The following is a 24,527-nucleotide window of genomic DNA, read 5'->3' on the forward strand; positions in this document are numbered from 1 at the left end:
AACAGTTCTTTGTTAAACCTGTCCATCACTTTCATCAGTGTTTCGCTGATGCGCCTGGTGGGCTGCTCATCAAACAGCGATGGCAGGTCTGATGCATCGGTTATTGAAGAGGGTATCACTACTGCCTTTACGATCCATTTCAACCCGATTGCATTTCGTAATATCCGCACATCACTTTCATAAAACTCGCAGGCGTGATGATTCCGTAAGCGGATAGCTGGTCACTGATTTTTGCACAATGCGTGTAGACGAATATGCATAGTTTTGGTTATCGAAACATAGGACCGCTGGTGGATGACCACACATCAGAGATGCTTCTGCTAAGAAGGGCCTACCACGAAAAACTCGGAAAATGTGTTGCAATGATAGTTGTTTATGTTAAAAAGACGGCCTGCACTTAAGTTAAATTCGTTGTCTGGTACTGTAATGCCCAAAAAAAACCTGTATTCGGAAGAAGTATTGTTTGCCAAAAAGCAGCTAAATCAGCTCTCTACAATCAAAAATAAAGTTTCACAGCTGACGAGGCAATGGGAGGGGGCAATTGGTACCAACCCACCTGACTATTCTGACTTGGTTAATGATGTAGAAAAAATAGAGCGTCAAATTTATGAGCAAATAGGTGCTTGGAAAAAAACTCCAGCAATATAGGATTGAGTGGAATTTCATTCTGATAAGCTAATAATATTAAAGACGGGGTTATGTATAATTTCTTTGTATGGTTATAAAGGTATACAGAACATAGCCTTCTAACAATTTAAAGTTGCTCGTAAATTAGTTTTAACTACCAATAATCACGTGCATCAGTATAGGTTTAGAGCATGAAGAATAGCCGGATTGCTCTATAACCTATGCCATTATTAAGATAGCAGGACACCGATTAAGATACCTCCATGAGAACTACAGTAAACCCTCTGTAAATGCGAGGTGGATGTGATGATCAATAAGTGTTTGGTCACCGGGTATATAACGCGGCCAGCCAGTAACATCATTGACATTTTTTACAATATAAGAGGAATAACCGAACTGCTCGGCGGAAATATCAATATAAAATGATAAACCATCGAGAGTTATTTCGCACCAGTAGTGTCCGTGTCCTCCAAACTCATTGAAAAGGCCACCATTGTTTATGCCATCTCCTCCTCGTATTATCGCCTCAAAGTTCCGGCTGAGTGCCAACTCACAAAGAGATATGCTGGCGAACATGCAGGTCCCGATGGTATCACTTGCGCCACATTCTTTGAGGATTTCTTTGTAAGTGCTATAAGCATCTTCCGCAAGTTTCATAAGCGTGGGGAATGAGGCGGGTGAACGGCTAGTTGGCATTATTAATGTCTCTCATATAAATGTTAGTGTAATTATACAGGTAAATCTTGAGTATGATTTAAAAGTATTTCTGTATCATATATCCAATAACCAGATCCACACATCCAGGAATCTCCTGGAAAGATAAAACCCTGACGGATGAGAAAGTTTCGAAAATGTGGGGTTAGTACATTCTCTATTTTGACCTGCTCCCCGTTGATTAGTACACCCCGATGTTAGTAATGTCTTCATAAGCCACATGAGGACATCCCCATGAAGAAGCGTTTTTCCGACGAACAGATCATTAGTATTCTCCGCGAAGCCGAAGCTGGGGTACCCGCCCGTGAACTCTGCCGCAAGCATGCCATTTCCGATGCCACGTTTTACACCTGGCGTAAGAAGTATGGCGGTATGGAGGTGCCTGAAGTTAAGCGCCTGAAGTCGCTTGAGGAAGAGAACACCAGACTCAAGAAGCTGCTTGCCGAAGCCATGCTGGATAAAGAGGCGCTTCAGGTGGCTCTTGGGCGAAAGTACTGACGACAGACCAGAAGCGGGAAGCCGTGATGTTGATGTGTGATGCGACCGGTCTGTCGCAACGTCGTGCCTGCAGGCTTACAGGTTTATCCCTGTCGACCTGCCGCTATGAGGCTCACCGTCCGGCTGCTCCGTGATGTTGATGTGTGATGCGACCGGTCTGTCGCAACGTCGTGCCTGCAGGCTTACAGGTTTATCCCTGTCGACCTGCCGCTATGAGGCTCACCGTCCGGCTGCTGATGCGCATTTATCAGGGCGCATCACTGAGCTGGCACTGGAGCGCAGGCGTTTTGGCTACCGTCGTATTTGGCAGTTGCTGCGCCGTGAAGGGCTTCATGTTAATCATAAGCGCGTGTACCGGCTTTATCACCTCAGTGGCCTGGGCGTAAAACGCAGAAGACGTCGTAAAGGGCTGGCAACAGAACGTCTGCCGCTGCTCCGTCCGGCGGCGCCCAATCTGACCTGATCGATGGATTTCGTCATGGACGCACTTTCCACCGGTCGCAGGATCAAGTGTCTTACCTGCGTCGATGATTTCACAAAGGAATGCCTGACGGTCACTGTTGCCTTTGGGATTTCAGGCGTTCAGGTCACGCGTATTCTGGACAGCATTGCACTGTTTCGAGGCTATCCGGCGACGATAAGAACTGACCAGGGGCCGGAGTTCACTTGCCGTGCACTGGATCAATGGGCCTTTGAGCATGGTGTTGAGTTGCGCTTAATCCAGCCGGGCAAGCCAACGCAGAACGGATTTATTGAGAGCTTTAACGGACGATTTCGCGATGAATGTTTGAATGAGCACTGGTTCAGCGATATCGTTCATGCCAGGAAAATTATTAATGACTGGCGGCAGGATTATAACGAATGCCGCCCGCACTCCACGCTGAATTATCAGACACCGTCTGAATTTGCAGCGGGCTGGAGAAAGGGTCATTCTGAGAATGAAGATTCCGACGTTACTAACTGAGTGTTGTATCTAATCGTGGGGGCAGGTCAAATGAACTGGCAGCGCTTCAACAAAGTAAGTAGTTTTTCAGGAGAAACCAGTGGCATAGTAAAGAAAAATTTTATTATTACCGCGGCGTTGCTGAGCAGTCTCTTTCTGGCGGCAATAGTGAGTCTTTTATATATCGCGGATAATCTTAATAATAAAGCAGAGGCGCGCAGCAGTTTACTTTTGCAAAAAGCCCTCACTAACCGGCAGGAAAAGATACGCGCAAATTTAATGGATAATGCCGACTGGGGCGAAGCGTATAATAATTTGCACAAGCAGGTGAATGTTAAATGGGCATGGGACAGCCAGAACCTTGGTGAATCGCTTTACACGAATTACCAGTATGAAGGCGTATTTGTTTTGTCTCCCGCCGGGGAGACGCGTTATAGCGTCATTGAAGGAAATCTTGTCAGCCAGCCTTTCGAGAAATGGCTCAACCGGAACATCACCAAAGAACTTTTTAACGACCTCTCACAAAGCCAGGGTAAAGCCGTCTCACGCCTTATGATGACCAACGGGCAACTCACCTTACTGGCGGCGGCCCGGATCACGTCGGGAGACGATGAAAGCATCACGCCGGTGGCGGAAGATGCCTCGGTACTGATTTTCGCCGACGTGTTAACGCCCGTTAAACTGGAGAAAATGGGCAACGAATACGGCATTCATAATGCGCATACGTTCGGCAGAATGGAGCCACACCTGAAAGCCGACTACCGGGAAGCTCAGCTTATTTTACCCATTGATAATGGCGATGTTCTGATTGAGTGGCGAAGCGACGATCCGGGCAGAGCGCTGATGAACCGGGAGCTGCCGTTAATCATCATTCTGATGTTATCGACCATTGCATTTACCTGGTTGATGCGGCGTGGTGCGTTAATCAAAGCGCAAATTAATGACGAAAATGTTTTCCTGCTTGAGCAAAGCCGACAAGCGCTTACGGCAAGTGAACGACGCTTTCGCGACGTCATTGAAGCCACCACCGACTGGATTTGGGAAGCGGACAGCGAGGCACGGCTAACGTGGTTATCCGACCGTTTTTCTGGCGTTACCGGTCATCATTCTGACGACTGGCTTGGGCGGAACATGTTGGATTTCATCCACAGCGACAAAATCCTTTTTCATCACTGGCTGCTGAATCCGCAGACGAGCAGTAATTACACGCTCAAAAAGGCCCGCTATTTCTCAGCTCAGGGCCATCAGCGTTACTGCAATGTGGTGGCGAAGCACGCCATTATGGATGATGGTTCTATGGGCTTTCGCGGTACGGTGACCGATGTCACTCTGGAAGTGGAGGCGCAGGAGCGTGCCGAGTATTTATCGCGGCATGATGAATTAACCGGCCTGCCAAACCGGGTCAGAATGAAAGAGTTTCTGGAAGATGAGCTGCGTTCTTTACCCGATCCGGATCATCCCCTGGCCATGATCAGCCTCGACCTAGATAAATTCAAACCGGTAAATGATTTATTCGGCCACAATGCGGGCGATGCGTTACTCAATGAAGTCGCCAGCCGGTTGCGGTCCTGTACCCGTAAAATCGATCTGGTTGCCCGGCAGGGCGGAGATGAGTTTATCCTTATTCTGCCGGATATTTATGTGCGTAAAGACATAGGGAAGGTGCGAATAAGCGGGGAAATTCTTCTCGGCTGACTCAGTCATTTCATTTCTTCATGTTTGAGCCGATTTTTTCTCCCGTAAATGCCTTGAATCAGCCTATTTAGGCTATTTTTTCCACCATTTCTGGCGTTATTTCCGGTTTTTACTGAGATCTCTCCCACTGACGTATCATTTGGTCCACCCGAAACAGGTTGGCCAGGGTGAATAACATCGCCAGTTGGTTATCGTTTTTCAGCAGCCCCTTGTATCTGGCTTTCACGAAGCCGAACTGCCGCTTGATGATGCGAAACGGGTGCTCCACCCTGGCCCGGATGCTGGCTTTCATGTATTCGATGTTGATGGCCGTTTTGTTCTTGCGCGGATGCTGCTTCAAGGTTTTTACCCTGCCGGGACGCTCGGCGATCAGCCAGTCCACATCCACCTCGGCCAGCTCCTCGCGCTGTGGCGCTCCTTGGTAGCCGGCATCGGCTGAGACAAATTGCTCCTCTCCATGAAGCAGATTACCCGGCTGATTGAGGTCATGCTCGTTGGCCGCGGTGGTGACCAGGCTGTGGGTCAGGCCACTCTTGGCATCGACACCAATGTGGGCCTTCATGCCAAAGTGCCACTGATTGCCTTTCTTGGTCTGATGCATCTCCGGATCGCGTTGCTGCTCTTTGTTCTTGGTCGAGCTGGGTGCCTCAATGATGGTGGCATCGACCAAGGTGCCTTGAGTCATCATGACGCCTGCTTCGGCCAGCCAGCGATTGATGGTCTTGAACAATTGGCGGGCCAGTTGATGCTGCTCCAGCAGGTGGCGGAAATTCATGATGGTGGTGCGGTCCGGCAAGGCGCTATCCAGGGATAACCGGGCAAACAGACGCATGGAGGCGATTTCGTACAGAGCATCTTCCATCGCGCCATCGCTCAGGTTGTACCAATGCTGCATGCAGTGAATGCGTAGCATGGTTTCCAGCGGATAAGGTCGCCGGCCATTACCAGCCTTGGGGTAAAACGGCTCGATGACTTCCACCATGTTTTGCCATGGCAGAATCTGCTCCATGCGGGACAAGAAAATCTCTTTTCTGGTCTGACGGCGCTTACTGCTGAATTCACTGTTGGCGAAGGTAAGTTGATGACTCATGATGAACCCTGTTCCATGGCTCCAGATGACAAACATGATCTCATATCAGGGACTTGTTCGCACCTTCCTTAGAGCAGGGGGGAGGAGGTGCGCAGTAATTTATCAGTGTATTACAGGTTAAAATTTGATCTTAACGAATGGAAGGGACTTCCCCTGATTATGCGCCTGATTAACTCTTGTGCAATCATGGGGTACACATCGTCCCGGAGGAATTCGTTATGACTATCACGACTGTCGGTATCGATCTTGCTAAAAATGTGTTTGCTGTTCACAGTGTTGATCAAAATGGTAGAACTGTTCTGGTTAAGCCTAAAGTATCGCGTGCTGCACTTCCTGAGTTAATTGCAAGTTTGCCTCCCTGTGTTATCGGGATGGAAGCATGCTCCGGGGCTCATTACTGGGCAAGATTGTTTCGGCAGTATGGTCATGAGCCACGTCTGATGGCTGCTAAGTTTATATCGCCTTATCGTATGGCCGGAAAATCAGGAAAAAATGATGCAGCTGATGCTCAGGCTATCTGTGAAGCTGTTCGTCGTCCGCATATGCGGTTCGTACCAGTGAAAGACGAAAGCCAGCAGGCCATGCAGTGTTTACATCGTACCCGTCAGGGTTTTATCGAAGAGAAAACAGCAACGTATAATCGTCTGCGAGGATTGATATCTGAATTCGGTGTCATCGCGCCACAAAGTGCTGATGCCCTGCGCCACATGGTTTCTGTGCAGAAGAGCTCTTTACCGCTTCAGGTTCAGCAATGTGTTGATGATTTGATGGAACACGTTGATCGCATTGAAGCTAACATCACTGAATATGACCGAATTTTGTCCCACATAGCCAAAACAGATCATCGCAGTCAGCGGCTGATGGAGCTAAAGGGCGTTGGTCCCACAACGGCCTGTGCACTGGTCGCCAGTATCGGTAATGCACATGATTTTAAAAATGGACGTCAACTGGCAGCCTGGCTGGGGCTGACGCCATCACAATACAGCAGCGGGGGAAAGTCGAAACTCGGCAGGATCACAAAAGCCGGTGATTCGTATCTGCGAACGCTTCTGGTTCAGGGGGCTCGTTCAGTGCTTATTGGCGCCGGGAAAAGGACTGACTCATTCAGCCGTTGGGTTTGTATGTTGGTTGAGCGCAGAGGGTACTGGCGGGCTGTTGTGGCCATCGCCGCCAAAAATGCGCGGCTGTGTTGGGCATCACTACATTACGGTGATGATTTCCGGCTGTACTCAGTCAACTAAAGCTCGAAGCTGTATAACCATCTGACCTGCAATTCGTTGATGATAAAGGGTTAGACCCCGTGAGGCCTATCTGGCTATTGTACAGGATATACGTATCCGCTTAACGAACAAGAACCTCACGAGCGTCTTTCATCAGGGTCCGAATCGATGACGATTCATCATGACCGTTTATAGTACCGCAGTCTCTCCCCTTTATTTTTTTACTATAGTGCAGACAGAAACCGTAAACACCGGCGTTGACATGCCGGGGAAGCCCTTATAGTACAATAATTCTCTATATCCAAACTGACCCCAGATAGCGCTGATGTCCGGCAGTACTTTTACCGTTACGCACCACGCCTTCAGTAGCTGAGCAGGAGGGACAAGTGATGGAGATGGAAGCCACTGGAGCACCTCAAAACCACCATCATACACTAAATCAGCAAGTTGGTAGCATTACCCTCAATGAGATACTAATCACAAAACAATAAAGAGAATATTTTCCCCTTAGACGCAATTATTCGCCTTGAATCATTAAACTAGACGATAAAAAAGGCGAGTTAGCTACTGCCAACTCGCCTCAGATAAAACCAACCGGTGCTGGTTTAGATATCAACCCTGCGCAGGGGATTGCTGCATCGTCCAGTTGAGCACTTGAGTGGCTAACTGGTCACTGGCCAGGCCAAAGGCCTGAACCACCTCGTTCATCTCGTTACCTTTTATCGGTTGGCGAATGTCAAACTGGCGAGTCGCAATAATCCTACGATCTGAAATTCTTACCAGCCGAGCATCAAAACGGATCAGCACTTCGCTGCTACCAACATGGTATACCCCTTGGAACGCGGACAGATCACCACTCAACTCCACATCAGCCTGCAAGCTATCATCGTCGCTACTGACTGCACGGATTCGCCCATCGCTACGGAACGCCTGAATAAGACGATTGCGCACCAAAATCGGCGCCGAATCACTCCAACGGGAGTTTTTATAAACCGCAATCTCCTGGCCCTGAGGCTGCACCGCTATGCGTGAGCTATTAAGAAACTGGTTCGTCGCCGGTTGTGAAACCCGTAATGACCAGTTTACTGTCTGCGCGTGTGGCACACTGACTGCAGGTGGCACCGGCAGAAGATAAACTTGTGATACAGGGGCCGAAGGTAAAATGGTGCAGGCAGAGAGCAGTATCGCCCCCCCGGATATCATCAATAGCCACACGCGGCGGCCTGCATAGCGCATCACATTAAAAGAGAGCATTAAGGCGTAAACTCCTGTGTTCTTTCACGGCCGCGCAACAAGGCCGCTGGGTTTTCTTCCAAACGAGAAACGGCGGCACGTAATGTCGCTAATGTTCTGCGCAGCTCATCTACTGCCGGCCCCAGCTCATTCATCCCTTGCATCCCGTTATTGAGTGAGGTTTTATTTTCACTCACCAATTTATTGAGGATGGTACTGGTATTTTGCAACGATGCCATGGTTTTGGCGGCATCACTGACCAGTTGTTTCCCCTGCCCATCCATTAAGCCGTTAGCATTACGCAGCAGGCGATTGGTTTGAGTCAGTGTCTCATTAGCCTGTTTACTGGCCTGCGCCAACTGCTGCAACAGGGTACGGAGATCACCACGTTGATCAGCCACAGTTTGGGTGACCAGCGCGAGATTATCCAGTGTCGTTACTAGGCGCTGCTGGTTATCCGGTGCCAGCAACTGGTTCAAACGCACCAACACTTCATTCGCATTGGTCATGAAATTCTCACCGTTAGCCAGTAACTGGCTCATCGGCGAAGGGGTAGCAATAATGATAGGAACCTCGTCATCTTTGCCCTCCAGCAACGGGCTGGTCTGGCTGCCACTGCTGAATTGAATATTTGAGGTGCCGGTAATACCCGCGACGGTGAGACGAGCTTGGGTATCTTCGCGTATCGGAGTAGATGCAGAAACGCGAATACGTGCCCAAACCTTATTCGGATTGTCTCGGTCCAGGCGTAATTGCGTCACCTCACCGACTCGAATCCCGCTGTACTGAACGGTGCTACCCTGTGACAGGCCACTCACAGGCTCATTGAAAACGATATCGTACAATCTGAACTGGCGATCAGAACCGGAATTTGTCAGCCATAGGCAAAACAGCAGCGCGGCACTCACCACAATAAGAGTGAACAAACCAATAACGACATGATGAGCACGGGTTTCCATATTACAACCTCTCTCCACTGTTAATTGCCGCTGCCTGATAAGCAGCCCGGCCACGTGGGCCATGAAAATACGCCTGAATCCAGCCATCATCAGTCGCTGCAACTTTATCCAGAGTATCAACCACCAGCACTTTTTTCTGCGAAAGCACCGCCACACGATCACACAGTGTATACAGCGTATCCAGATCGTGGGTCACCAAGAATACCGTTAGATTGAGGGCATCCCGCAGGGTGCGGATCAAACTGTCAAACGCCGCCGCACCAATGGGATCAAGACCCGCAGTCGGTTCATCAAGAAACAGAATATCCGGGTCCAGTGCTAAGGCACGGGCTAGCGCAACACGCTTGACCATACCACCCGACAGAGATGCTGGATACTTACTGCCAGTGCCCGGCGGTAGCCCAGCCAGTGCCAGTTTAACCTGAGCCAATCGCTCAGCCTCAGACCGGGGTAATCCGGCGTTTTCTATTAATGGTAATGCCACGTTCTCGGTCACGGTTAGAGAACTGAACAGTGCGCCTCGTTGAAATAATACGCCGAATCGGCGCTCGACCATGGCGCGGGATTGACCTGACAGTGCCATTAAATCCTTGCCAAAAACATGAATTTTCCCGTCAGTCGGACGACGTAACCCAACAATACTGCGTAACAGAACAGATTTACCGGTACCCGAGCCACCAACCACGCCAAGAACTTCGCCGCGCTTAACATCAAGATTCAACCCTTGATGCACGCACTGTACGCCAAAGCAGTTAACCAGATCGCGAATTTGAATGATTGCATCTTGCGTCATTTGGCTCACCACCCCATTTCCATGAAAAATAGCGCTGCCACGGCATCAAGCAAAATCACCACAAAGATCGAATGCACCACACTGGTGGTGGTATGAACCCCGACTGATTCAGCACTACCGGTTACTTTGAACCCCTCCAGACAGCCAATAATAGCAATCAGGAAAGCAAAAATAGGGGCTTTACTTATTCCCACCAGAAAATGCTGCAACCCATTACTGTTTTGCATAATCGACAAAAACATAGTGGGAGAGATATCCAGTGTTAAGGCACACACCACCATGCCACCGAAAATACCGCAAACCATGCCAATAAAGGTTAGCATCGGCAGAGAGATCAATAGTGCCAAGACGCGCGGTAGCACCAACAGTTCGACCGGATTCAAGCCCAGTGTTTGGATAGCATCAATCTCTTCATTGGCTTTCATCAAGCCAATTTCAGCGGTAAAAGCACTGGCTGTTCGCCCTGCCATCAGGATCGCGGTAAGCAGTACCGCAAATTCACGTAGAAAAGAAAATACCACCAAATCGACGGTAAAAATGCCCGCGCCGAAAGTAGTGAGTACGGTTGCACCGAGAAAGGCGATAACTGCCCCCACCAAAAAGGTGAGCAACATAATGATCGGCACAGCATTGAGGCCAATCTGTTGAATATTGGCAATTAATGAGGTAATGCGCCAGCGGGAGGGGCGAAAAAGTGTTCCCAGCAAGGTTTCCAGCGCCAGACCAATAAAGCCCAATAGTGACTTAATATCTTGCCATAAGTTATCTACCGAACGGCCGGTATTAGCCAGCATCTCAAGCCAAAACCGTGTGGGTTTTTCAGACAACTCAGGGGTTAAGTCAGGCAATACATGGCTTACCGTTTCAAGTAATATCCTCCGCTCTTCTGGCAATTTAGGCGCAAGTTCGCGTAAATTTGCTACACGGTCCTCACCCAGAAGCAGAGCTAACAACGTTGCACCGGCGGTATCTAACGCCCCCAGTTGGTTGAGATCAAATACCCCCCCACTGGGCATATTAGCGCGCAATTGCGCAACGCGCGGCTCCAAAACGCAGTAATGCGCCAACACCCAGTCCCCCCGGATATAAACTCTGGGGGGCTGAGCCGCGCTATCGAGATCAAGTTGTGCGGGGGACGTTTGCTCAGTCATTGCTCAGACCTTACCTATTTCAAACTCTAATGTTTCAAACCCTAAATAGGTATATCACACAGTTAAGTAAGAGTAATGACTGTTTAATTAATGAAGTGTTAACCACACCCTAATCAGTGAGGTGTGGCACGCTGTTTGCCCAATTGCCGTATTTTCCTCTCTGGCAGGGTAAACCAAACGACTACCGCCAGCAGAATTAACAGTACGCTGGCAGTACCTAATACCAGACTATGTGAGGCAGAAAAGGCCAGTTTGGCGCTGCTCAGTAGATGCTCGTCCCCACCAAGGCTATTGACCACCTGAATGGTTTCACTGATAGAAGCACTGGCCTGTGTAACCAGATCAGCGGGTAAATCTGCCGGCACTGTTGCAAATAGTCGGTGGTGATAAACTTATCATCCCCTTTTGCTGATGGAGCTGCACATGAACCCATTCAAAGGCCGGCATTTTCAGCGTGACATCATTCTGTGGGCCGTACGCTGGTACTGCAAATACGGCATCAGTTACCGTGAGCTGCAGGAGATGCTGGCTGAACGCGGAGTGAATGTCGATCACTCCACGATTTACCGCTGGGTTCAGCGTTATGCGCCTGAAATGGAAAAACGGCTGCGCTGGTACTGGCGTAACCCTTCCGATCTTTGCCCGTGGCACATGGATGAAACCTACGTGAAGGTCAATGGCCGCTGGGCGTATCTGTACCGGGCCGTCGACAGCCGGGGCCGCACTGTCGATTTTTATCTCTCCTCCCGTCGTAACAGCAAAGCTGCATACCGGTTTCTGGGTAAAATCCTCAACAACGTGAAGAAGTGGCAGATCCCGCGATTCATCAACACGGATAAAGCGCCCGCCTATGGTCGCGCGCTTGCTCTGCTCAAACGCGAAGGCCGGTGCCCGTCTGACGTTGAACACCGACAGATTAAGTACCGGAACAACGTGATTGAATGCGATCATGGCAAACTGAAACGGATAATCGGCGCCACGCTGGGATTTAAATCCATGAAGACGGCTTACGCCACCATCAAAGGTATTGAGGTGATGCGTGCACTACGCAAAGGCCAGGCCTCAGCATTTTATTATGGTGATCCCCTGGGCGAAATGCGCCTGGTAAGCAGAGTTTTTGAAATGTAAGGCCTTTGAATAAGACAAAAGGCTGCCTCATCGCTAACTTTGCAACAGTGCCTTCCTGAATACTCCAAGCTCATTAATCAAGGTATCGTGCCTGAAAAACTAAGTACGGGGGCTATTCACTTCCACGAAACGGCAAAGAGCGACATTGCTCAAGCCTGTTGTGAGTTGTATCAGCAATCACCTGAAAATAGTCGCGTCATGGCACCGACCAAGTGACCTGCCCCCACGATTAGATACAACACTCAGTTAGTAACGTCGGAATCTTCATTCTCAGAATGACCCTTTCTCCAGCCCGCTGCAAATTCAGACGGTGTCTGATAATTCAGCGTGGAGTGCGGGCGGCATTCGTTATAATCCTGCCGCCAGTCATTAATAATTTTCCTGGCATGAACGATATCGCTGAACCAGTGCTCATTCAAACATTCATCGCGAAATCGTCCGTTAAAGCTCTCAATAAATCCGTTCTGCGTTGGCTTGCCCGGCTGGATTAAGCGCAACTCAACACCATGCTCAAAGGCCCATTGATCCAGTGCACGGCAAGTGAACTCCGGCCCCTGGTCAGTTCTTATCGTCGCCGGATAGCCTCGAAACAGTGCAATGCTGTCCAGAATACGCGTGACCTGAACGCCTGAAATCCCAAAGGCAACAGTGACCGTCAGGCATTCCTTTGTGAAATCATCGACGCAGGTAAGACACTTGATCCTGCGACCGGTGGAAAGTGCGTCCATGACGAAATCCATCGACCAGGTCAGATTGGGCGCCGCCGGACGGAGCAGCGGCAGACGTTCTGTTGCCAGCCCTTTACGACGTCTTCTGCGTTTTACGCTCAGGCCACTGAGGTGATAAAGCCGGTACACGCGCTTATGATTAACATGAAGCCCTTCACGGCGCAGCAACTGCCAAATACGACGGTAGCCAAAACGCCTGCGCTCCAGTGCCAGCTCAGTGATGCGCCCTGATAAATGCGCATCAGCAGCCGGACGGTGAGCCTCATAGCGGCAGGTCGACAGGGATAAACCTGTAAGCCTGCAGGCACGACGTTGCGACAGACCGGTCGCATCACACATCAACATCACGGCTTCCCGCTTCTGGTCTGTCGTCAGTACTTTCGCCCAAGAGCCACCTGAAGCGCCTCTTTATCCAGCATGGCTTCGGCAAGCAGCTTCTTGAGTCTGGCGTTCTCTTCCTCAAGCGACTTCAGGCGCTTAACTTCAGGCACCTCCATACCGCCATACTTCTTACGCCAGGTGTAAAACGTGGCATCGGAAATGGCATGCTTGCGGCAGAGTTCACGGGCGGGTACCCCAGCTTCGGCTTCGGCTTCGCGGAGAATACTGATGATCTGTTCGTCGGAAAAACGCTTCTTCATGGGGATGTCCTCATGTGGCTTATGAAGACATTACTAACATCGGGGTGTACTAATCAACGGGGAGCAGGTCACGGGTATGATCGGGTGGGAATGCAGCGGACTATTTCGCGGGCGCGAATATGGAAGGTAAACAAAGCGGAAGCGATAGCGTCGGTTTTCTCTATTTTTACATCGGGAGGTTGAGCATGGTAATAATCAAACCGCACGATGTCGGAGGAAAGATGAATTTCCTCCGGGGGTTTTTATGGGCAACCGGAGGTTGCCCTGGTTTTAATCGCCGGGGAAAACCAAAAGTGAATAACCAACATGGTTTTCCTCCGGGGGTTTTTGTCGCGGCGAGTACCGCTTAGAAATTGTGATCGGCTATCGAAACGGACAATATGAAGTCGATACCCTCGTTCGGAATAACTTCCCTCCCGATACACGCGTAAACAAAACGAAACCATTAACAAATTATCGCTCAGATTATCAAAGTGGATCATCTCCGTCTCATACCAGCCAAATTCCCTTGTAAACCGATCTGTATTCGCAAAAGGATCCGTTATTGGGATAAAACCACGCCAGAATCGCCTCAGAACGATTCTGAGCTTATCCCCCTGGTATTTTCACGATCGGATTGATTAAAACGCGCCTGAGCGTTTTGAGCGCGTTTTGTAGATCGACATATCTGTAAATTTCCTGAGTATGGTTTGGCTATGCCCTGATTTTGTTCCGAACGGGGAAGCCGTTATGATTAGGTCTGAATGTAAAGCACTTGTAGAGGTGATGCGGTATGAGTCACGAGCGCATTGAGGTTTTTGGTGATGGAGGCAGCTGGATAGCCGAAAGGCTTAAGTCATTCAGGTTAACGATCTTGGGTCAAAGTGAGTCGTTGTCTATCGTCAGGAACCCGACTGACAATTCTGCCTGGGTGACTCACGATGATACCGGCCTTGTTTTATGTCCCCTCCATGTTGATGGTTCGTTGGCCCCGGATATCGCTGAAGCTACTGAGACGGTGGAGAAATACATCTCCCGAGTGAGCCCTGCGGGAATATCAGCACGGATAAAGCAAGCCCGTAACCACCTGGATAGAATTGCCGCACCGGTAGACTCACGTTCTGCGGCAGCACTGTTAAGACGTGGCGGAATCCCGATTCTCTCACTGCGAACCACGGAATATCTGAAGTGGTACGAGTTGTTAGCGAGACTGGCGAAAGGTCAGGCTCTGTCACCATCCATCTGGGTGGATAACTACCTTGCCGGTGATACACCAGAAAGTGCATGGGCTAATGGACGCGGACTCTATGAGTTAATCAACAATGGGAATATGACATCAGCCAATACGATTTTCCCGGTCTGGTATTCTGTAGCTCTCGCACTGGGAAGATTCACAACAGAAGAACTACCTGTGATGAACGCCTGGCCGAGCTATTGTGATGGAACCCGTGTGGAGAGTTTTATCCAGTTGTATCGTGATTAATTCTTATTCATATGTCATATGATTAACGCTAAAGAAGATCTGCGGTAAGTCTGGCCGTTACCCGGAACCCCGGGACAGACCGAAACTTGCTTTCGGGTTGTCTCGGGGTTGGCCGAGCGAAGCGCTGGCAAGCACCACACCTATTTTGAGGAGAAGCCAATGTTAATTTCGTATAAGAGCAAATTGAAATTAGGATCTATCGCACTATGTTCATTTGGTGTAGGTATGGGCGTTATGCTATCAAAAACCGTTCCACTATCTTTAAGCGCTGTAGTAGTACTCGCCTTTTTCTGGTTACTCTCAATCATTTGTTTAGGGGTTGCTGCTTTCTTTTGTTCCGATTGAAATTGTGTAGTTCATACAGTACCCCGAATAATCCCCGCCTTTGTCAGTAGATAACCGTGAGGCAGACCGAAACTTGTTTTCGGGCTGTCGAGGGGTTGGCCGAGCGAAGCGCTGGCAAGTACAGACCATATTGTTCCCCCTGCATTTCTCATCGCTAAATTCTTTCTTGAAATATCGTCAGATTCCCTATTTGTCACCCACCAGCCTCATGTTGTTATTGACCTAACTGCCATTCAATGGGAAGCAACAATGTTTAATTTAATCGCGAAGGCTAAAGAAGCAGGTTATCAATTCTGGATCAGTGCCTCCAAGGTACTGACAGTTACTACCGGAACCGAGATGGGGCTGACGATTATTAAAACTGTAACTGATATTAACCCTTGCTTGCTGGTGGCGGAGTTAATGAACCTTGGGATCACGTTATCCCCAGATAATAATTATTTCTGCTGGTTGGATAGCGAAGGTGTCCTTTGGGCCGTTGACCGCCACCATCTCTATCGAGGAAATACAGGGGAGCATGGGGTAAACTGGGATGTCGTCTATCATCACGGCATGGTAATTAATACCCCTGAGCAGGCATCCATCCTTTTCAAAATTCCCCACATTGGGCGCTTTACTGCCACTGTAATGTATAGCGCTGGCTATACACCCGACTGGGCTCTTCCAGCCTTTGTTGATTTTTCTGGTGAACCGGATCATGAAACAATACTGTCGTGGTTATCCGAGGTAGGCATTCGTAATGCAGGAATGCATCTCGAAGATATTGAGTTTCTTTCTGTTGAAGAAAATCCCGACGCTTATATCTCTCTTTAATGAGGTCTCTGTATGTCAAACGTTAAACCTTATTCCTGGGTAGTTCGCTTCGATGTTGCTCCTCAGTGGGTAGCTGACGGCTTTATCATGACAGATACCACAGCTCTCGAAATGCTATCTGATGTTATCAACTATGCAAACGATCACGAACTTGCCGCATTGGTTATTTCAGCACCCGATGCAGAAAGAATTTCCGAGGAGCAAGGCTATTTGGCTTCTAACAATGCGGAGCTAATGCGTCAGGTGCTAATCGGCTCACCGCAGGCATATGCTAAAGCATCTGTGGCAAATACCCTGCTAAAGGCTATAACCGCACTTGAGCAAACGCAGGATAATAAGCAGGTCGTTAAAGAACTGCATTCCAGCCTCGCTTTACTGACGGGCAATAAGCCTATTTCGGACATTATCTGGTTTCCAACCCCAGAATAATTCTTTCATAAAGAGCTTAAATCTTTAGCTCATTTATTTATGGATTTTCTATTCGTCAGCCACCCAGCGTGTGTTTAACTGAAGTTAGTAAACAAAACGAAAAACATACGCGGGGTGATTTATGAATACTGCAATTCATCAAGTACGAAATAACGTTCGTCGCACTACATCTGCACGTCCTGTTTGTTATCCAGTTCGCCCGCAGACAGAGAAAGAACTTTTTTCTGTAGGCCGCAGCCTCTGGTATCGCTACACCACTTCATTTGGCCCGTGCCGTGAAGTTCACCATCATCATGTGCAGCAGCTTGCACACCTGGTGGGTAAATCTGTTGGCTATGTTGAACATGCCATTAATCATTACCTCACGCATTGAACGAGGCGGCTTAATATGTCTACTCAAATCTATTGTGCGGTGCTTCGCCATTTCATGATGATGGCTGCATCCTCCCAGCACTCATTGATTGTGCTGAAGCAATTATATAACGCAGAGATTTCATCGAAAGCTCACCTGGCCGGTCTCTCCGTGTCCGAAGCTGAAGCGCTCCTGGCTCTACCATCCACCAGCTGGCGCAAACGCGATGATGTAATTCATGAGCTGAACATTCGCCTTAAGCAACTCACTAGCGTAGCCACACCGCCAGCTCAACAAGTCGCAAACTGAAGGAGTCTATAACATGCTGCCATTTCTCATTTTGCTGTTCTGCTCATCGCCTGAGACGGCGCGAATGATCCTAATCTACGCTACCGATGAATCTGCGGCCCGCCTCCAGGCGCTTGAAGATTTCGCACGTCTGAATGATTCGGGTTTTGCTGCTTCCGCCCAAACCCCATATGAGTGGGAGAATCCTCACGGTGACCAGCTCTTTATTGAGTCGGTATACCCGGTTCCATCCGGCGATTTATCTGCTATCCGCCGTATGCTCGGGGATGACGATGCCCCATATACCGACAAGCACCTTATTGCCGGTTTACTGGAGGACAGCCGACGTATCCAGATGATTGAACCGAATGCCGGTACTCTTTCTCGTATTGCTCAGGCAGAGCAGTACCTTCAGTAGACTTGTGTTCCGACCGCCCACCAGCAGGTGGGCTTCGGGCTAATTTCCTGTACGAGGTATGTATGCAAGGTACACCACGCTGGTGGCAGAACGGTCGTCGGGTGCAGGCCGTTCTCGCAGAGAATCAGACCGCAGATGTAAGGCTCAATATCGGCCCAGAAAATGACTTCTGGTTTACTGATGATGGTAATAATCCTGTTGCTGTGCTTAGGGTTATCGGCCCGGTCTGTCCACTGGATCCGCTAAAATTCACCTCCAGTATCACTGATGTCCTTCCTGAAGATGTCCATAGCTATAAAAAAGCCCTTCAGGAACACCAGATGATAAACCGGCCTGTCTCGTTCTATCTTGCACTTGCCGATGCCTGGTTGCTTGTTAACGAACAGCAGCCGGTTTACCAGTTCCGCATCCGAAACCAGTACAACGGCATGACTACTGAATGGAATTCCGTTGCCCGGGACAAAGTCATTGAAGTGATTAAGATGCAGCCGGAAACCGCTGAATTCCGGGTTCTCGTCCCATCGGCTCCTGAGCCTGCTGCGAATGCCCGGCAGTTGATCTCAGAAATTGAAGGTCTGCGTGAAGCTATTGGGAAACTCTACCCGGCAAATACTGATGTACGTCGTATTGCCAGAAACAGCGGCTGGATGCATGTATACGACGACACCAATGCCAAAATGAACTTTGCAGACAATGCCAGAAATACCCCTTATCTCGATGCCTTTGTGACTCAACTGCATCTCTTCCTCACAGATGATCGAGAGTAGATGTAAAACCTCCCTGAATCTTTCTGCTCTAACCAGCGCTGTCATATAGCATTTTTTTGACGGCGCTGCCGGTTGCGCTTTTATCAAACATGGTAAATACATTGTTTCATGCTGTCTGGCTCCCGGGCGCGGAGTTATCGTTGATGGAACCAAGTTGAGATATTCGAAATGAAAAGACCAACGGCACATAAAAATGACCGTCTGCCGGTGCGAAGATCTAACCCTACAACGCCTCAAGCAAGAGAGCGCGTTATTGCCGGGCTGGTGGCCTCAGCTACATCTGACTTCGTCTACCTCGTTCAGTGGCTGAAATCAGGAAAGCAGAACGGTGACCCTCTACAGCTATCCAGATGGGATAGCCTGAGAAATGCAATAAGCCACCTTGAGACGCTTGATGCTGGTGTACAACCTGACTGGCGCAAAGTCCTCACCCTGGTGTCGCGGGAAATTCATACCAGCCATAATGTCCAGGCGGTTGTTACTCCTCCGTCTAAAATCGCCGGTGGTATACTCAGCAACCTTAACGACATCAGCCAGAAGATAGCGACCGGGCTTGCTTCCCCTGACATGCTCGGCAGGCTCGATTATATGCTTCAGTTGACCGCAGGCCTGGCAGGTGGTGATGATCTGGCGCAAAGCATCCGTAAGGTTTCAGACAGTGCAGAAAAAGCCCTACGTGGTTATGACAAGCCGCAGGCAAAGGCCAAAACGCCTAAACCGGCCCCACCAGCTCCTGCATTCCGGGATGATCAGACGTTCAGGCAAGAGTGTGCGCCACTGATTGGGGTTGATGACCTCTTTGTTCTGGCTAATTGCCTTATTGCGATGTCCGCCCGCCTGGGCCGTTCTCCTGTCAGCCTAGCGAAACGCGCAGCGGGTTTAAAAGGTGTGATTAAACCCGATATGCTGGCTGACCTGCTGGAGCTCTTACAGCAGGACGTGGATCTGACCGCCCTGGCCCCGCCACCCAGGGTTAAAGACGATAATAGCCGCAGTGATGGAGGTAAGCTCGTCGGTTTAACCGGGGTCGTCGAAGGTGGCGCGTCAATCGGTGCTGAAGCGCAGCGTATCATCACCGCAGAACTGAAGAAGCACTCGCCGCTCACTTCGGCGCAGCGCGTATCTTTCGATACCGCCCGTGCGGGTCTGGCGCTGGAGAGCGATACATTCCGGGTTATTGAAGAGATCAGACGTATTGCAGCATCACTCAACTGGAGACCGCTGGCTGTCGCGGCCCATGCCGCGCATAAATCGCCTGGTATCCGCCCGGAGATTGCCGGGGATGTGATCACGTTGCTGGCGCAGGATGAGGCCTTAACCACCAGCAAGCCTAGCCGTTAAGTACCTGCCGCGCTGACTACAGCTTACCTCGCGATATTGCACCAGCAGCTCAGAAATAATACCGGTATAAACGTCCGCGTTTTGCCGGTATTTTAATTCGCCCTATTTTTAGAATTAGCGATAATAGCGTTGCTTATTACGTATTTTTACACTCAGAAACCTTCGTCACATGAATAGGGTATGGTTCACTGAATAGACAAAGACGTTAAATCTGGTCAGCTACAGAAAGGAGGATTTATGTAAATGCTCTCGTTACGTTCAAACTCTTAAAAAACTGCCGCGCCTGCCTATATAAGCCAGGCTGTAGACCTGAAGTCTACAAATTTAGCGTTACTGACAATTCACAATCCAGTGAACCGGCCCACACTAAGGAGGTTATATGCGAACGCGTAACTTTAAATCTGAGTCTATGTAATCTGATCAGCTGGCGCTGCCGAGAATGGCGGACTCCGCTACCCCGGTGATAGACCGGGGTAGCAGGAAGAAAGAGTAACGATTTACCGGTTTTAAAACCAAATTTTCGTCAAATGGGATACAAGCGCCCAAGGCCGGTTCCCGTCTGACAGACCGAAGTTGTGATGTGTGCATCGCCCCCCTGGAAGTTGTTTTATTGAATTGCTGTGTGTAGTTTTGCGGGGATAATACCCCGCTTTTTTTTTGCTTATTCTTCTTCGTCACCCCACCTTCCTGTGCCATCATACGTATAGAAAATAACTTTTCACTTCTGACCCTTTTTCAGTTGAAGTCTTATGATTTGATATTCCGCTAATACACACACATTAAGGAATGAAAATGAGCAACGATATTCATAACAAAATTGCTGATGCTTTAGCTTCTGTTGGTTTAAAACTTTCCGATGGATATACCCGGGCCGCACTCTTACTGAAGATGAAAGGTTCAGTTAGTCTCAATTTTGCTGTTGATGGCAAACCTGTCACTGTCACTCTCCATATGACTGAATCGGGTGATGTTACTGCTACCACTGATTATGACGATTCAACCGCTACTGCCGCAGCAGCAGCCGCAGCCACTACAACGCCAACACAAGAGTCGGTGGAAAAACCAGCAGAAGAGTCGGTGGAAGAGCCAGAAAAAAGTAATACACGAAAAGGCCCAAGGCCTAAGTAATAACTGCGCTGGAACTACATGTTGGCATAATTATAAATATCAAAACTGGCGGGGTTAAATCCCCGCTTTTTTATGCCCGATTTCCTTCGTCACCTGAATACCCCGTGAGACTATAAGTAAACAAAACGAACAACACGGGGCAACGCCATGACCACCAGCAAAGAGAAAAATGTATTCTACGTTCACTACTATGAATCCGACTCCAGTGGTGGCGAACTGCCACTGATGCGCATTGAAGCGCAGAACGAAGATGAAGCCAACCTGATCTGTCTTCGCAACCTCGCGGATGTTTATGACGTTGATCATGACGACATCAGTCTTGAAGACGGCTTCGAAGTGAACGGCAATAGCGTTTATCTGCAAGGTATCTACCCGGCGACCTCAGAGCAGGCACTGGTAGTTGATGCGGTATTTAATATGACTTCTGTAGAACCAGTCGCTGAGGCTGTGACCGGCACGGCGGAATCCGCCTGCGGTATCAGCCTGGTCTCTGATAAGGTCTGGCTGGAAAGCTGGTTCGACCTCGAAGACAAATTTGCTGATCAGATGGCCCACGTCGCTGAAGATGACAAGTCTGATACACGCTTCTTGCTCTACCGTGACCAGGTCATCGATGTGCGTGAATGCGAGACATCTTCTGTCCCAGGCTGGGATCTCCAGTTCGGCTTGAGCGGCGGTACGCAGATGCTATTCATTCGCCTTTCTGATGATGGCGATCACGTTGCACTGGGTCTCGAATAACTGCTGCCTGCGCCCGGGCTTGTTTGCCCGGGTTGCTCCCCTCCCCTGAATCAAACCGAGTATCATGACATCATTCTGAGGAGTACCAGACGATGAGCGAAGTAAAGCACTTCAGCATCACGAAAACCGTTGATTTTTACATCAATGAAGCATCCCCGGAAATTATTGCGGGCCGCAGGATCTATCTGGAAACCGTATTGATTCCTCGCCTTCGTACCGGCCTTGCCGTGCTCAATAAGATGGGCCTGACCGAGCGTGAAGATATGGAGCTGCGCGATGTGTACCAGCGTGGCGTGGAATTTTTTGACAAATTGTTCGATGGCCCTGTCCCGCAGGCCAATACCACCACCAGCCACTAATCCGCAAATTTTGTCCTTTTTTTACCCGGCTCTGACTTCGTCACCCGGGTAACCAGTGATTTAATAAGTAAACAAAACGAACATACCAATAATCACTGGGGATGCACCATGTTTAAAAGTCTGTCTGAATTGATGACCAGCGTTGGCAAGACTGATGCGCATAAAGTCTCGATAGTCCAGGTTAAAACCGGTGTCACCTCGTGGGGCCGCAAAAACCAGTCATCCCGGCCTACGGCTGAATACCAGATCTGGATGGATACTCCTGACAACGACAGTCGTATCGTCCTGAAGCTGAATTTCGTGCTGAGTTCCCGCCGTAACCAGCCTGAGAAGAATGCGCCCCTGAATATTGAAATCAGCCAGTACGCTAACTGGGATACGGTGAAACGCGCCTGGGCGGAATGCGCTCCTGAACGCTATATGCGGCTGGAGAATGAAACGACAGATGAGTTTATGTCCACCAGCGGGGTCTGGGAAGAAGCATCCGTCATCACCAATGACATGCAGCCGGATTACCGCTACTTCTATCCAGGCACGTCCTATTACGTGGCAAACGACAGCTACTGAAGCCAGAAAACACACCATATAACCGAGGATCTACCATGACCGACGCTATCCAGACTGCCCCTGAAAGCTTCAGCCTTTCTTCCCTGACCGACCTGTATCGCACAGTGCAGGCAACCGAGTCCCACGCTCTTTCAATGATGCGTGTCCAGAGGGGGATCACCTCCTGGGGGAGCCGTCGTATAACTGACCGCCGAACTGAGGGGTTCACCGTCTTTCTGGATGCGCCGGATAACGCCAGCCGTATTACTGTTAAAACGGAGTTCGTGCTGAATGCAGCAAAGACCGGCCCTGATACGTCTAATGATCTGGTGGTGGAAGCGCGTGAACATTCAGGCTGGGATGAGAGCCGGAATTGTTTCACTGTTACCCGCGAGATCGGCGAACTGCGGGTTAATGCTGGTGGTGAAAATCATGCTGCTACACTTCGTCAGCTGTGGAAGCTGCTTCACGCGCAGGCAAAAGCCTACCAGTCCAGAAATACTGCCGGTAACGCCACCTGGCTTATGTTCTGATAAGCCCCGGGCATGGTAATGTGCGTCACGACATTACGCCGTGGCGCACTACGTTCGTTTAGAAGGAAATGAAGATGAAAATAAGCCAGCTGGAAGTCGGGATGAGTGTCTGGTCGGTTAGCCGGGTAAATATGGGCAACACCACACTTAAAACAGTTGTCGTCCACCCGGTCGTGATTGTCGAAGTCCATGATAACCACGTCATAGCCACCTGGAATGGTAACGCCCCGCGTCGTTTCGGTGAGTCCGTCGTTAAGGGCTGGAAGAAAGAAAAGCCGTTGCTGATCCGTGAAGGTTTCGGGCAAATGCGCCTGGCTACCAGGGAAGAGAAAGCGCTGGCTGGTAAGTAACCCCCTTCGTGACCTGTATGACCCGTGGTGTAATGGCTCCGACAACCTGGCAGTTTTCGCAACGCAACACTCTGCCGCAAATCACCCTCCACGGGGCCAGACAGGGAATACACGATGACCGATGCCATTCTCTCTGAAGAGCTGTACTTCAAATACCTCAACACCTACGAACGCGAAAGCAGGTTTCGCATTGACTCTTTTCGCTTTGATGGCGAGCCTCAGTGGACAACCAAATTCGGTCAAGCTCGCATCCGCCCTTCTCAGGTACGTGTACTGCTCTGCCGCTGCGGGGCAAACAACTGGAAAGACGATGGCAGGTTCGCCAATGAGTACTGCTGCGACAGCTGCGGACAGTTCGTGGAGGTGCTACAGCATAACGACCGTTGATTCGCGTCCCGGGGCCGGAGCTGATGGCTCACTGATAAACCATTTCAGACCGACATATTCATTCTGATAATACCCGACGTATCGCCTTCGTCACCTGCCGGGCCCGTGTTGTACTGGTATCAGTACAACATAAAACGAGATCACGGGGCGCATCATGCAGACACTGACCGACGTATTCAGCGATAAGGCGAATAAAGCCTTTCATTCGATTTTCGCCGATTTCCTGCCCACCAGCGCGGATGGGGTAATCACCTTTACGGTTCGCGGCTATGGCGGAAAAACTGCCTGCATGACCGTCCCCTCTGGAACCCCGGTTTTCGTCTTTGGCACTGAAGAGCTCGCCGACTTCCATCGCTCCGCCGTGGCGGGTGAATTCTACATCGTTGATCACGGTGGTTTCCGCACCCTGAATCAACAGGTAGAACGTGGCCGCGTCCCAGTCATCTACGACATCCTCTGAAGGGATCCGATTATGGCAATCGACACAGTTTACCGCCTGCGGCTCGATTTCGACGTGTATAACGGCGATGTCATCGACACCAAAGAGCAGGAAGACAAAGACCAGATCTCCATTGCGAAAATCACCCAATTTATCTTCGATGCCTCCGTTCGGCTCAAGCTTGATGCCTGCGAAACCAGCGATGGCGGGCCAGCACATGGGCCTTACTGTGTTCTTGAGCACTGCAACCGAGCTGTACTGGAACAGGCCGAAACTGAAATTAAACGCTATGTGAGACGCTTTAAAGGCCATTCACTGGAAGACTGATGAACCCGGTACATCCACCAGCATGAGGATGTACCTGACTTCGATAGCCGCTGCCGGGCTGTGCCTCCTGAGCAGCAGAGGA

General features: G+C 49.8%; 29 protein-coding genes and 3 pseudogenes. 23 read left to right on the forward strand and 9 right to left on the reverse strand.

Features of this window, described 5'->3' with window-relative positions; all coding sequences use genetic code 11:
- Nucleotides 1-426 precede the first annotated feature (426 nt).
- The gene (locus tag HVZ39_RS25870) at nt 427-648 is read left to right on the forward strand and encodes a hypothetical protein (RefSeq protein WP_001124949.1); all 222 of its coding nucleotides are present in this window, start codon (nt 427-429) and stop codon (nt 646-648) included.
- Nucleotides 649-897: 249 nt separating this feature from the next.
- On the opposite strand, the gene HVZ39_RS25875 is transcribed toward HVZ39_RS25870, so the two are convergent.
- Nucleotides 898-1,323 (reverse strand): hypothetical protein, encoded by a 426-nt coding sequence (locus tag HVZ39_RS25875; protein ID WP_016156520.1) that lies wholly within the window; start codon nt 1,321-1,323, stop codon nt 898-900.
- A 252-nt stretch (nt 1,324-1,575) separates the two neighbouring features.
- Between HVZ39_RS25875 and HVZ39_RS25880 the strand changes: the two are divergent.
- From HVZ39_RS25880 to HVZ39_RS25890, 3 genes and pseudogenes are all read left to right on the forward strand, one after another.
- Nucleotides 1,576-1,898 (forward strand): annotated as a pseudogene (locus tag HVZ39_RS25880) (transposase); the annotation flags it as partial.
- Between the two features lie 68 nt (nt 1,899-1,966).
- Nucleotides 1,967-2,803 (forward strand): annotated as a pseudogene (locus tag HVZ39_RS25885) (IS3-like element ISSen4 family transposase); the annotation flags it as partial.
- A gap of 30 nt (nt 2,804-2,833) precedes the next feature.
- Nucleotides 2,834-4,477: a diguanylate cyclase gene (locus HVZ39_RS25890; protein WP_016156518.1), complete on the forward strand. Its 1,644-nt coding sequence runs from the start codon at nt 2,834-2,836 to the stop codon at nt 4,475-4,477.
- A gap of 109 nt (nt 4,478-4,586) precedes the next feature.
- On the opposite strand, the gene HVZ39_RS25895 is transcribed toward HVZ39_RS25890, so the two are convergent.
- Nucleotides 4,587-5,567: an IS5-like element IS5 family transposase gene (locus tag HVZ39_RS25895; RefSeq protein ID WP_021570610.1), complete on the reverse strand. Its 981-nt coding sequence runs from the start codon at nt 5,565-5,567 to the stop codon at nt 4,587-4,589.
- Between the two features lie 218 nt (nt 5,568-5,785).
- On the opposite strand from HVZ39_RS25895, the gene HVZ39_RS25900 reads away from it, so the two are divergent.
- The gene (locus HVZ39_RS25900) at nt 5,786-6,808 is read left to right on the forward strand and encodes an IS110 family transposase (RefSeq protein WP_016156516.1); all 1,023 of its coding nucleotides are present in this window, start codon (nt 5,786-5,788) and stop codon (nt 6,806-6,808) included.
- A gap of 286 nt (nt 6,809-7,094) precedes the next feature.
- Here the strand turns inward: HVZ39_RS25900 and HVZ39_RS25905 are convergent.
- The 6 genes and pseudogenes from HVZ39_RS25905 to HVZ39_RS25930 form a co-directional block, all read right to left on the reverse strand.
- Nucleotides 7,095-7,193 (reverse strand): annotated as a pseudogene (locus HVZ39_RS25905) (IS1 family transposase); the annotation flags it as partial.
- A gap of 206 nt (nt 7,194-7,399) precedes the next feature.
- Nucleotides 7,400-8,041: an ABC-type transport auxiliary lipoprotein family protein gene (locus tag HVZ39_RS25910; protein ID WP_000948259.1), complete on the reverse strand. Its 642-nt coding sequence runs from the start codon at nt 8,039-8,041 to the stop codon at nt 7,400-7,402.
- Nucleotides 8,041-8,979: an MlaD family protein gene (locus tag HVZ39_RS25915; RefSeq protein WP_000449980.1), complete on the reverse strand. Its 939-nt coding sequence runs from the start codon at nt 8,977-8,979 to the stop codon at nt 8,041-8,043. Before HVZ39_RS25915 ends, HVZ39_RS25910 begins: the two co-directional genes overlap by 1 nt.
- A gap of 1 nt (nt 8,980) precedes the next feature.
- Nucleotides 8,981-9,772, reverse strand: coding sequence for an ABC transporter ATP-binding protein (locus HVZ39_RS25920; RefSeq protein ID WP_001325019.1), 792 nt, complete (start codon nt 9,770-9,772; stop codon nt 8,981-8,983).
- A 5-nt stretch (nt 9,773-9,777) separates the two neighbouring features.
- Complete coding sequence (locus HVZ39_RS25925) at nt 9,778-10,923, reverse strand: ABC transporter permease (protein WP_001325018.1); 1,146 nt, start codon at nt 10,921-10,923, stop codon at nt 9,778-9,780.
- A gap of 113 nt (nt 10,924-11,036) precedes the next feature.
- Entirely contained in the window at nt 11,037-11,288 is a 252-nt protein-coding gene (locus HVZ39_RS25930; protein ID WP_001515736.1) for a hypothetical protein, read from the reverse strand.
- 58 nt (nt 11,289-11,346) lie between these two features.
- Between HVZ39_RS25930 and HVZ39_RS25935 the strand changes: the two genes are divergently transcribed.
- On the forward strand, nt 11,347-12,051 hold the full coding sequence (locus HVZ39_RS25935; protein WP_001067855.1) for an IS6-like element IS26 family transposase: 705 nt from the start codon (nt 11,347-11,349) through the stop codon (nt 12,049-12,051).
- A gap of 242 nt (nt 12,052-12,293) precedes the next feature.
- On the opposite strand, the gene HVZ39_RS25940 is transcribed toward HVZ39_RS25935, so the two are convergent.
- Nucleotides 12,294-13,420, reverse strand: a protein-coding gene (locus tag HVZ39_RS25940; RefSeq protein WP_085954994.1) for an IS3-like element ISSen4 family transposase whose coding sequence is annotated in 2 segments (ribosomal slippage) — nt 12,294-13,156 and nt 13,156-13,420 — 1,128 coding nt in all. Because the reading frame shifts where the segments join, the coding sequence is not laid out codon by codon here.
- 772 nt (nt 13,421-14,192) lie between these two features.
- On the opposite strand from HVZ39_RS25940, the gene HVZ39_RS25945 reads away from it, so the two are divergent.
- The 17 genes from HVZ39_RS25945 (at nt 14,193) to HVZ39_RS26025 (ending at nt 24,445) form a co-directional block, all read left to right on the forward strand.
- Nucleotides 14,193-14,882: a hypothetical protein gene (locus HVZ39_RS25945; protein WP_009652897.1), complete on the forward strand. Its 690-nt coding sequence runs from the start codon at nt 14,193-14,195 to the stop codon at nt 14,880-14,882.
- 594 nt (nt 14,883-15,476) lie between these two features.
- Nucleotides 15,477-16,040, forward strand: a complete 564-nt coding sequence (locus HVZ39_RS25950) for a hypothetical protein (protein WP_007372259.1) — start codon at nt 15,477-15,479, stop codon at nt 16,038-16,040.
- Between the two features lie 12 nt (nt 16,041-16,052).
- Nucleotides 16,053-16,469: a hypothetical protein gene (locus HVZ39_RS25955; protein ID WP_016241566.1), complete on the forward strand. Its 417-nt coding sequence runs from the start codon at nt 16,053-16,055 to the stop codon at nt 16,467-16,469.
- Between the two features lie 121 nt (nt 16,470-16,590).
- Complete coding sequence (locus HVZ39_RS25960) at nt 16,591-16,842, forward strand: hypothetical protein (protein WP_007372261.1); 252 nt, start codon at nt 16,591-16,593, stop codon at nt 16,840-16,842.
- A 15-nt stretch (nt 16,843-16,857) separates the two neighbouring features.
- Nucleotides 16,858-17,130 (forward strand): hypothetical protein, encoded by a 273-nt coding sequence (locus HVZ39_RS25965; RefSeq protein WP_016241565.1) that lies wholly within the window; start codon nt 16,858-16,860, stop codon nt 17,128-17,130.
- A 13-nt stretch (nt 17,131-17,143) separates the two neighbouring features.
- Nucleotides 17,144-17,527 (forward strand): hypothetical protein, encoded by a 384-nt coding sequence (locus HVZ39_RS25970; protein ID WP_007372262.1) that lies wholly within the window; start codon nt 17,144-17,146, stop codon nt 17,525-17,527.
- Nucleotides 17,528-17,589: 62 nt separating this feature from the next.
- Complete coding sequence (locus HVZ39_RS25975; RefSeq protein ID WP_007372263.1) at nt 17,590-18,294, forward strand: hypothetical protein; 705 nt, start codon at nt 17,590-17,592, stop codon at nt 18,292-18,294.
- Nucleotides 18,295-18,462: 168 nt separating this feature from the next.
- Entirely contained in the window at nt 18,463-19,635 is a 1,173-nt protein-coding gene (locus HVZ39_RS25980) for a hypothetical protein (RefSeq protein WP_007372264.1), read from the forward strand.
- Between the two features lie 792 nt (nt 19,636-20,427).
- Complete coding sequence (locus HVZ39_RS25985) at nt 20,428-20,763, forward strand: hypothetical protein (protein ID WP_007372266.1); 336 nt, start codon at nt 20,428-20,430, stop codon at nt 20,761-20,763.
- Between the two features lie 147 nt (nt 20,764-20,910).
- Complete coding sequence (locus HVZ39_RS25990) at nt 20,911-21,504, forward strand: hypothetical protein (protein WP_181633726.1); 594 nt, start codon at nt 20,911-20,913, stop codon at nt 21,502-21,504.
- 92 nt (nt 21,505-21,596) lie between these two features.
- Nucleotides 21,597-21,863: a hypothetical protein gene (locus HVZ39_RS25995; protein WP_007372268.1), complete on the forward strand. Its 267-nt coding sequence runs from the start codon at nt 21,597-21,599 to the stop codon at nt 21,861-21,863.
- A gap of 108 nt (nt 21,864-21,971) precedes the next feature.
- On the forward strand, nt 21,972-22,430 hold the full coding sequence (locus HVZ39_RS26000; RefSeq protein ID WP_007372269.1) for a hypothetical protein: 459 nt from the start codon (nt 21,972-21,974) through the stop codon (nt 22,428-22,430).
- A 35-nt stretch (nt 22,431-22,465) separates the two neighbouring features.
- The gene (locus tag HVZ39_RS26005; protein WP_007372270.1) at nt 22,466-22,942 is read left to right on the forward strand and encodes a hypothetical protein; all 477 of its coding nucleotides are present in this window, start codon (nt 22,466-22,468) and stop codon (nt 22,940-22,942) included.
- Between the two features lie 74 nt (nt 22,943-23,016).
- Nucleotides 23,017-23,292 carry a hypothetical protein gene (locus HVZ39_RS26010; protein WP_007372271.1) on the forward strand — a complete coding sequence of 92 codons (276 nt, stop codon included), beginning with the start codon at nt 23,017-23,019 and terminating at the stop codon, nt 23,290-23,292.
- 114 nt (nt 23,293-23,406) lie between these two features.
- Nucleotides 23,407-23,679 (forward strand): hypothetical protein, encoded by a 273-nt coding sequence (locus HVZ39_RS26015; protein ID WP_007372272.1) that lies wholly within the window; start codon nt 23,407-23,409, stop codon nt 23,677-23,679.
- A 154-nt stretch (nt 23,680-23,833) separates the two neighbouring features.
- Nucleotides 23,834-24,139, forward strand: a complete 306-nt coding sequence (locus HVZ39_RS26020; RefSeq protein WP_016241563.1) for a hypothetical protein — start codon at nt 23,834-23,836, stop codon at nt 24,137-24,139.
- Between the two features lie 12 nt (nt 24,140-24,151).
- Nucleotides 24,152-24,445 (forward strand): hypothetical protein, encoded by a 294-nt coding sequence (locus tag HVZ39_RS26025; RefSeq protein WP_007372274.1) that lies wholly within the window; start codon nt 24,152-24,154, stop codon nt 24,443-24,445.
- Nucleotides 24,446-24,527: the final 82 nt, after the last annotated feature.

Source organism: Citrobacter sp. RHB35-C21 (assembly GCF_013816515.1).
GTDB classification, from domain to species: Bacteria; Pseudomonadota; Gammaproteobacteria; order Enterobacterales; family Enterobacteriaceae; genus Citrobacter; species Citrobacter braakii.

Bases quoted from the DNA above. Each gene is read 5' to 3' on its own strand.
- HVZ39_RS25870 (WP_001124949.1), top strand. From the start codon at position 427: ATGCCCAAAAAAAACCTGTATTCGGAAGAAGTATTGTTTGCCAAAAAG.
- HVZ39_RS25875 (WP_016156520.1), bottom strand. From the start codon at position 1,323: ATGCCAACTAGCCGTTCACCCGCCTCATTCCCCACGCTTATGAAACTT.
- HVZ39_RS25890 (WP_016156518.1), top strand. From the start codon at position 2,834: ATGAACTGGCAGCGCTTCAACAAAGTAAGTAGTTTTTCAGGAGAAACC.
- HVZ39_RS25895 (WP_021570610.1), bottom strand. From the start codon at position 5,567: ATGAGTCATCAACTTACCTTCGCCAACAGTGAATTCAGCAGTAAGCGC.
- HVZ39_RS25900 (WP_016156516.1), top strand. From the start codon at position 5,786: ATGACTATCACGACTGTCGGTATCGATCTTGCTAAAAATGTGTTTGCT.
- HVZ39_RS25910 (WP_000948259.1), bottom strand. From the start codon at position 8,041: ATGCTCTCTTTTAATGTGATGCGCTATGCAGGCCGCCGCGTGTGGCTA.
- HVZ39_RS25915 (WP_000449980.1), bottom strand. From the start codon at position 8,979: ATGGAAACCCGTGCTCATCATGTCGTTATTGGTTTGTTCACTCTTATT.
- HVZ39_RS25920 (WP_001325019.1), bottom strand. From the start codon at position 9,772: ATGACGCAAGATGCAATCATTCAAATTCGCGATCTGGTTAACTGCTTT.
- HVZ39_RS25925 (WP_001325018.1), bottom strand. From the start codon at position 10,923: ATGACTGAGCAAACGTCCCCCGCACAACTTGATCTCGATAGCGCGGCT.
- HVZ39_RS25935 (WP_001067855.1), top strand. From the start codon at position 11,347: ATGAACCCATTCAAAGGCCGGCATTTTCAGCGTGACATCATTCTGTGG.
- HVZ39_RS25945 (WP_009652897.1), top strand. From the start codon at position 14,193: ATGAGTCACGAGCGCATTGAGGTTTTTGGTGATGGAGGCAGCTGGATA.
- HVZ39_RS25950 (WP_007372259.1), top strand. From the start codon at position 15,477: ATGTTTAATTTAATCGCGAAGGCTAAAGAAGCAGGTTATCAATTCTGG.
- HVZ39_RS25955 (WP_016241566.1), top strand. From the start codon at position 16,053: ATGTCAAACGTTAAACCTTATTCCTGGGTAGTTCGCTTCGATGTTGCT.
- HVZ39_RS25960 (WP_007372261.1), top strand. From the start codon at position 16,591: ATGAATACTGCAATTCATCAAGTACGAAATAACGTTCGTCGCACTACA.
- HVZ39_RS25965 (WP_016241565.1), top strand. From the start codon at position 16,858: ATGTCTACTCAAATCTATTGTGCGGTGCTTCGCCATTTCATGATGATG.
- HVZ39_RS25970 (WP_007372262.1), top strand. From the start codon at position 17,144: ATGCTGCCATTTCTCATTTTGCTGTTCTGCTCATCGCCTGAGACGGCG.
- HVZ39_RS25975 (WP_007372263.1), top strand. From the start codon at position 17,590: ATGCAAGGTACACCACGCTGGTGGCAGAACGGTCGTCGGGTGCAGGCC.
- HVZ39_RS25980 (WP_007372264.1), top strand. From the start codon at position 18,463: ATGAAAAGACCAACGGCACATAAAAATGACCGTCTGCCGGTGCGAAGA.
- HVZ39_RS25985 (WP_007372266.1), top strand. From the start codon at position 20,428: ATGAGCAACGATATTCATAACAAAATTGCTGATGCTTTAGCTTCTGTT.
- HVZ39_RS25990 (WP_181633726.1), top strand. From the start codon at position 20,911: ATGACCACCAGCAAAGAGAAAAATGTATTCTACGTTCACTACTATGAA.
- HVZ39_RS25995 (WP_007372268.1), top strand. From the start codon at position 21,597: ATGAGCGAAGTAAAGCACTTCAGCATCACGAAAACCGTTGATTTTTAC.
- HVZ39_RS26000 (WP_007372269.1), top strand. From the start codon at position 21,972: ATGTTTAAAAGTCTGTCTGAATTGATGACCAGCGTTGGCAAGACTGAT.
- HVZ39_RS26005 (WP_007372270.1), top strand. From the start codon at position 22,466: ATGACCGACGCTATCCAGACTGCCCCTGAAAGCTTCAGCCTTTCTTCC.
- HVZ39_RS26010 (WP_007372271.1), top strand. From the start codon at position 23,017: ATGAAAATAAGCCAGCTGGAAGTCGGGATGAGTGTCTGGTCGGTTAGC.
- HVZ39_RS26015 (WP_007372272.1), top strand. From the start codon at position 23,407: ATGACCGATGCCATTCTCTCTGAAGAGCTGTACTTCAAATACCTCAAC.
- HVZ39_RS26020 (WP_016241563.1), top strand. From the start codon at position 23,834: ATGCAGACACTGACCGACGTATTCAGCGATAAGGCGAATAAAGCCTTT.
- HVZ39_RS26025 (WP_007372274.1), top strand. From the start codon at position 24,152: ATGGCAATCGACACAGTTTACCGCCTGCGGCTCGATTTCGACGTGTAT.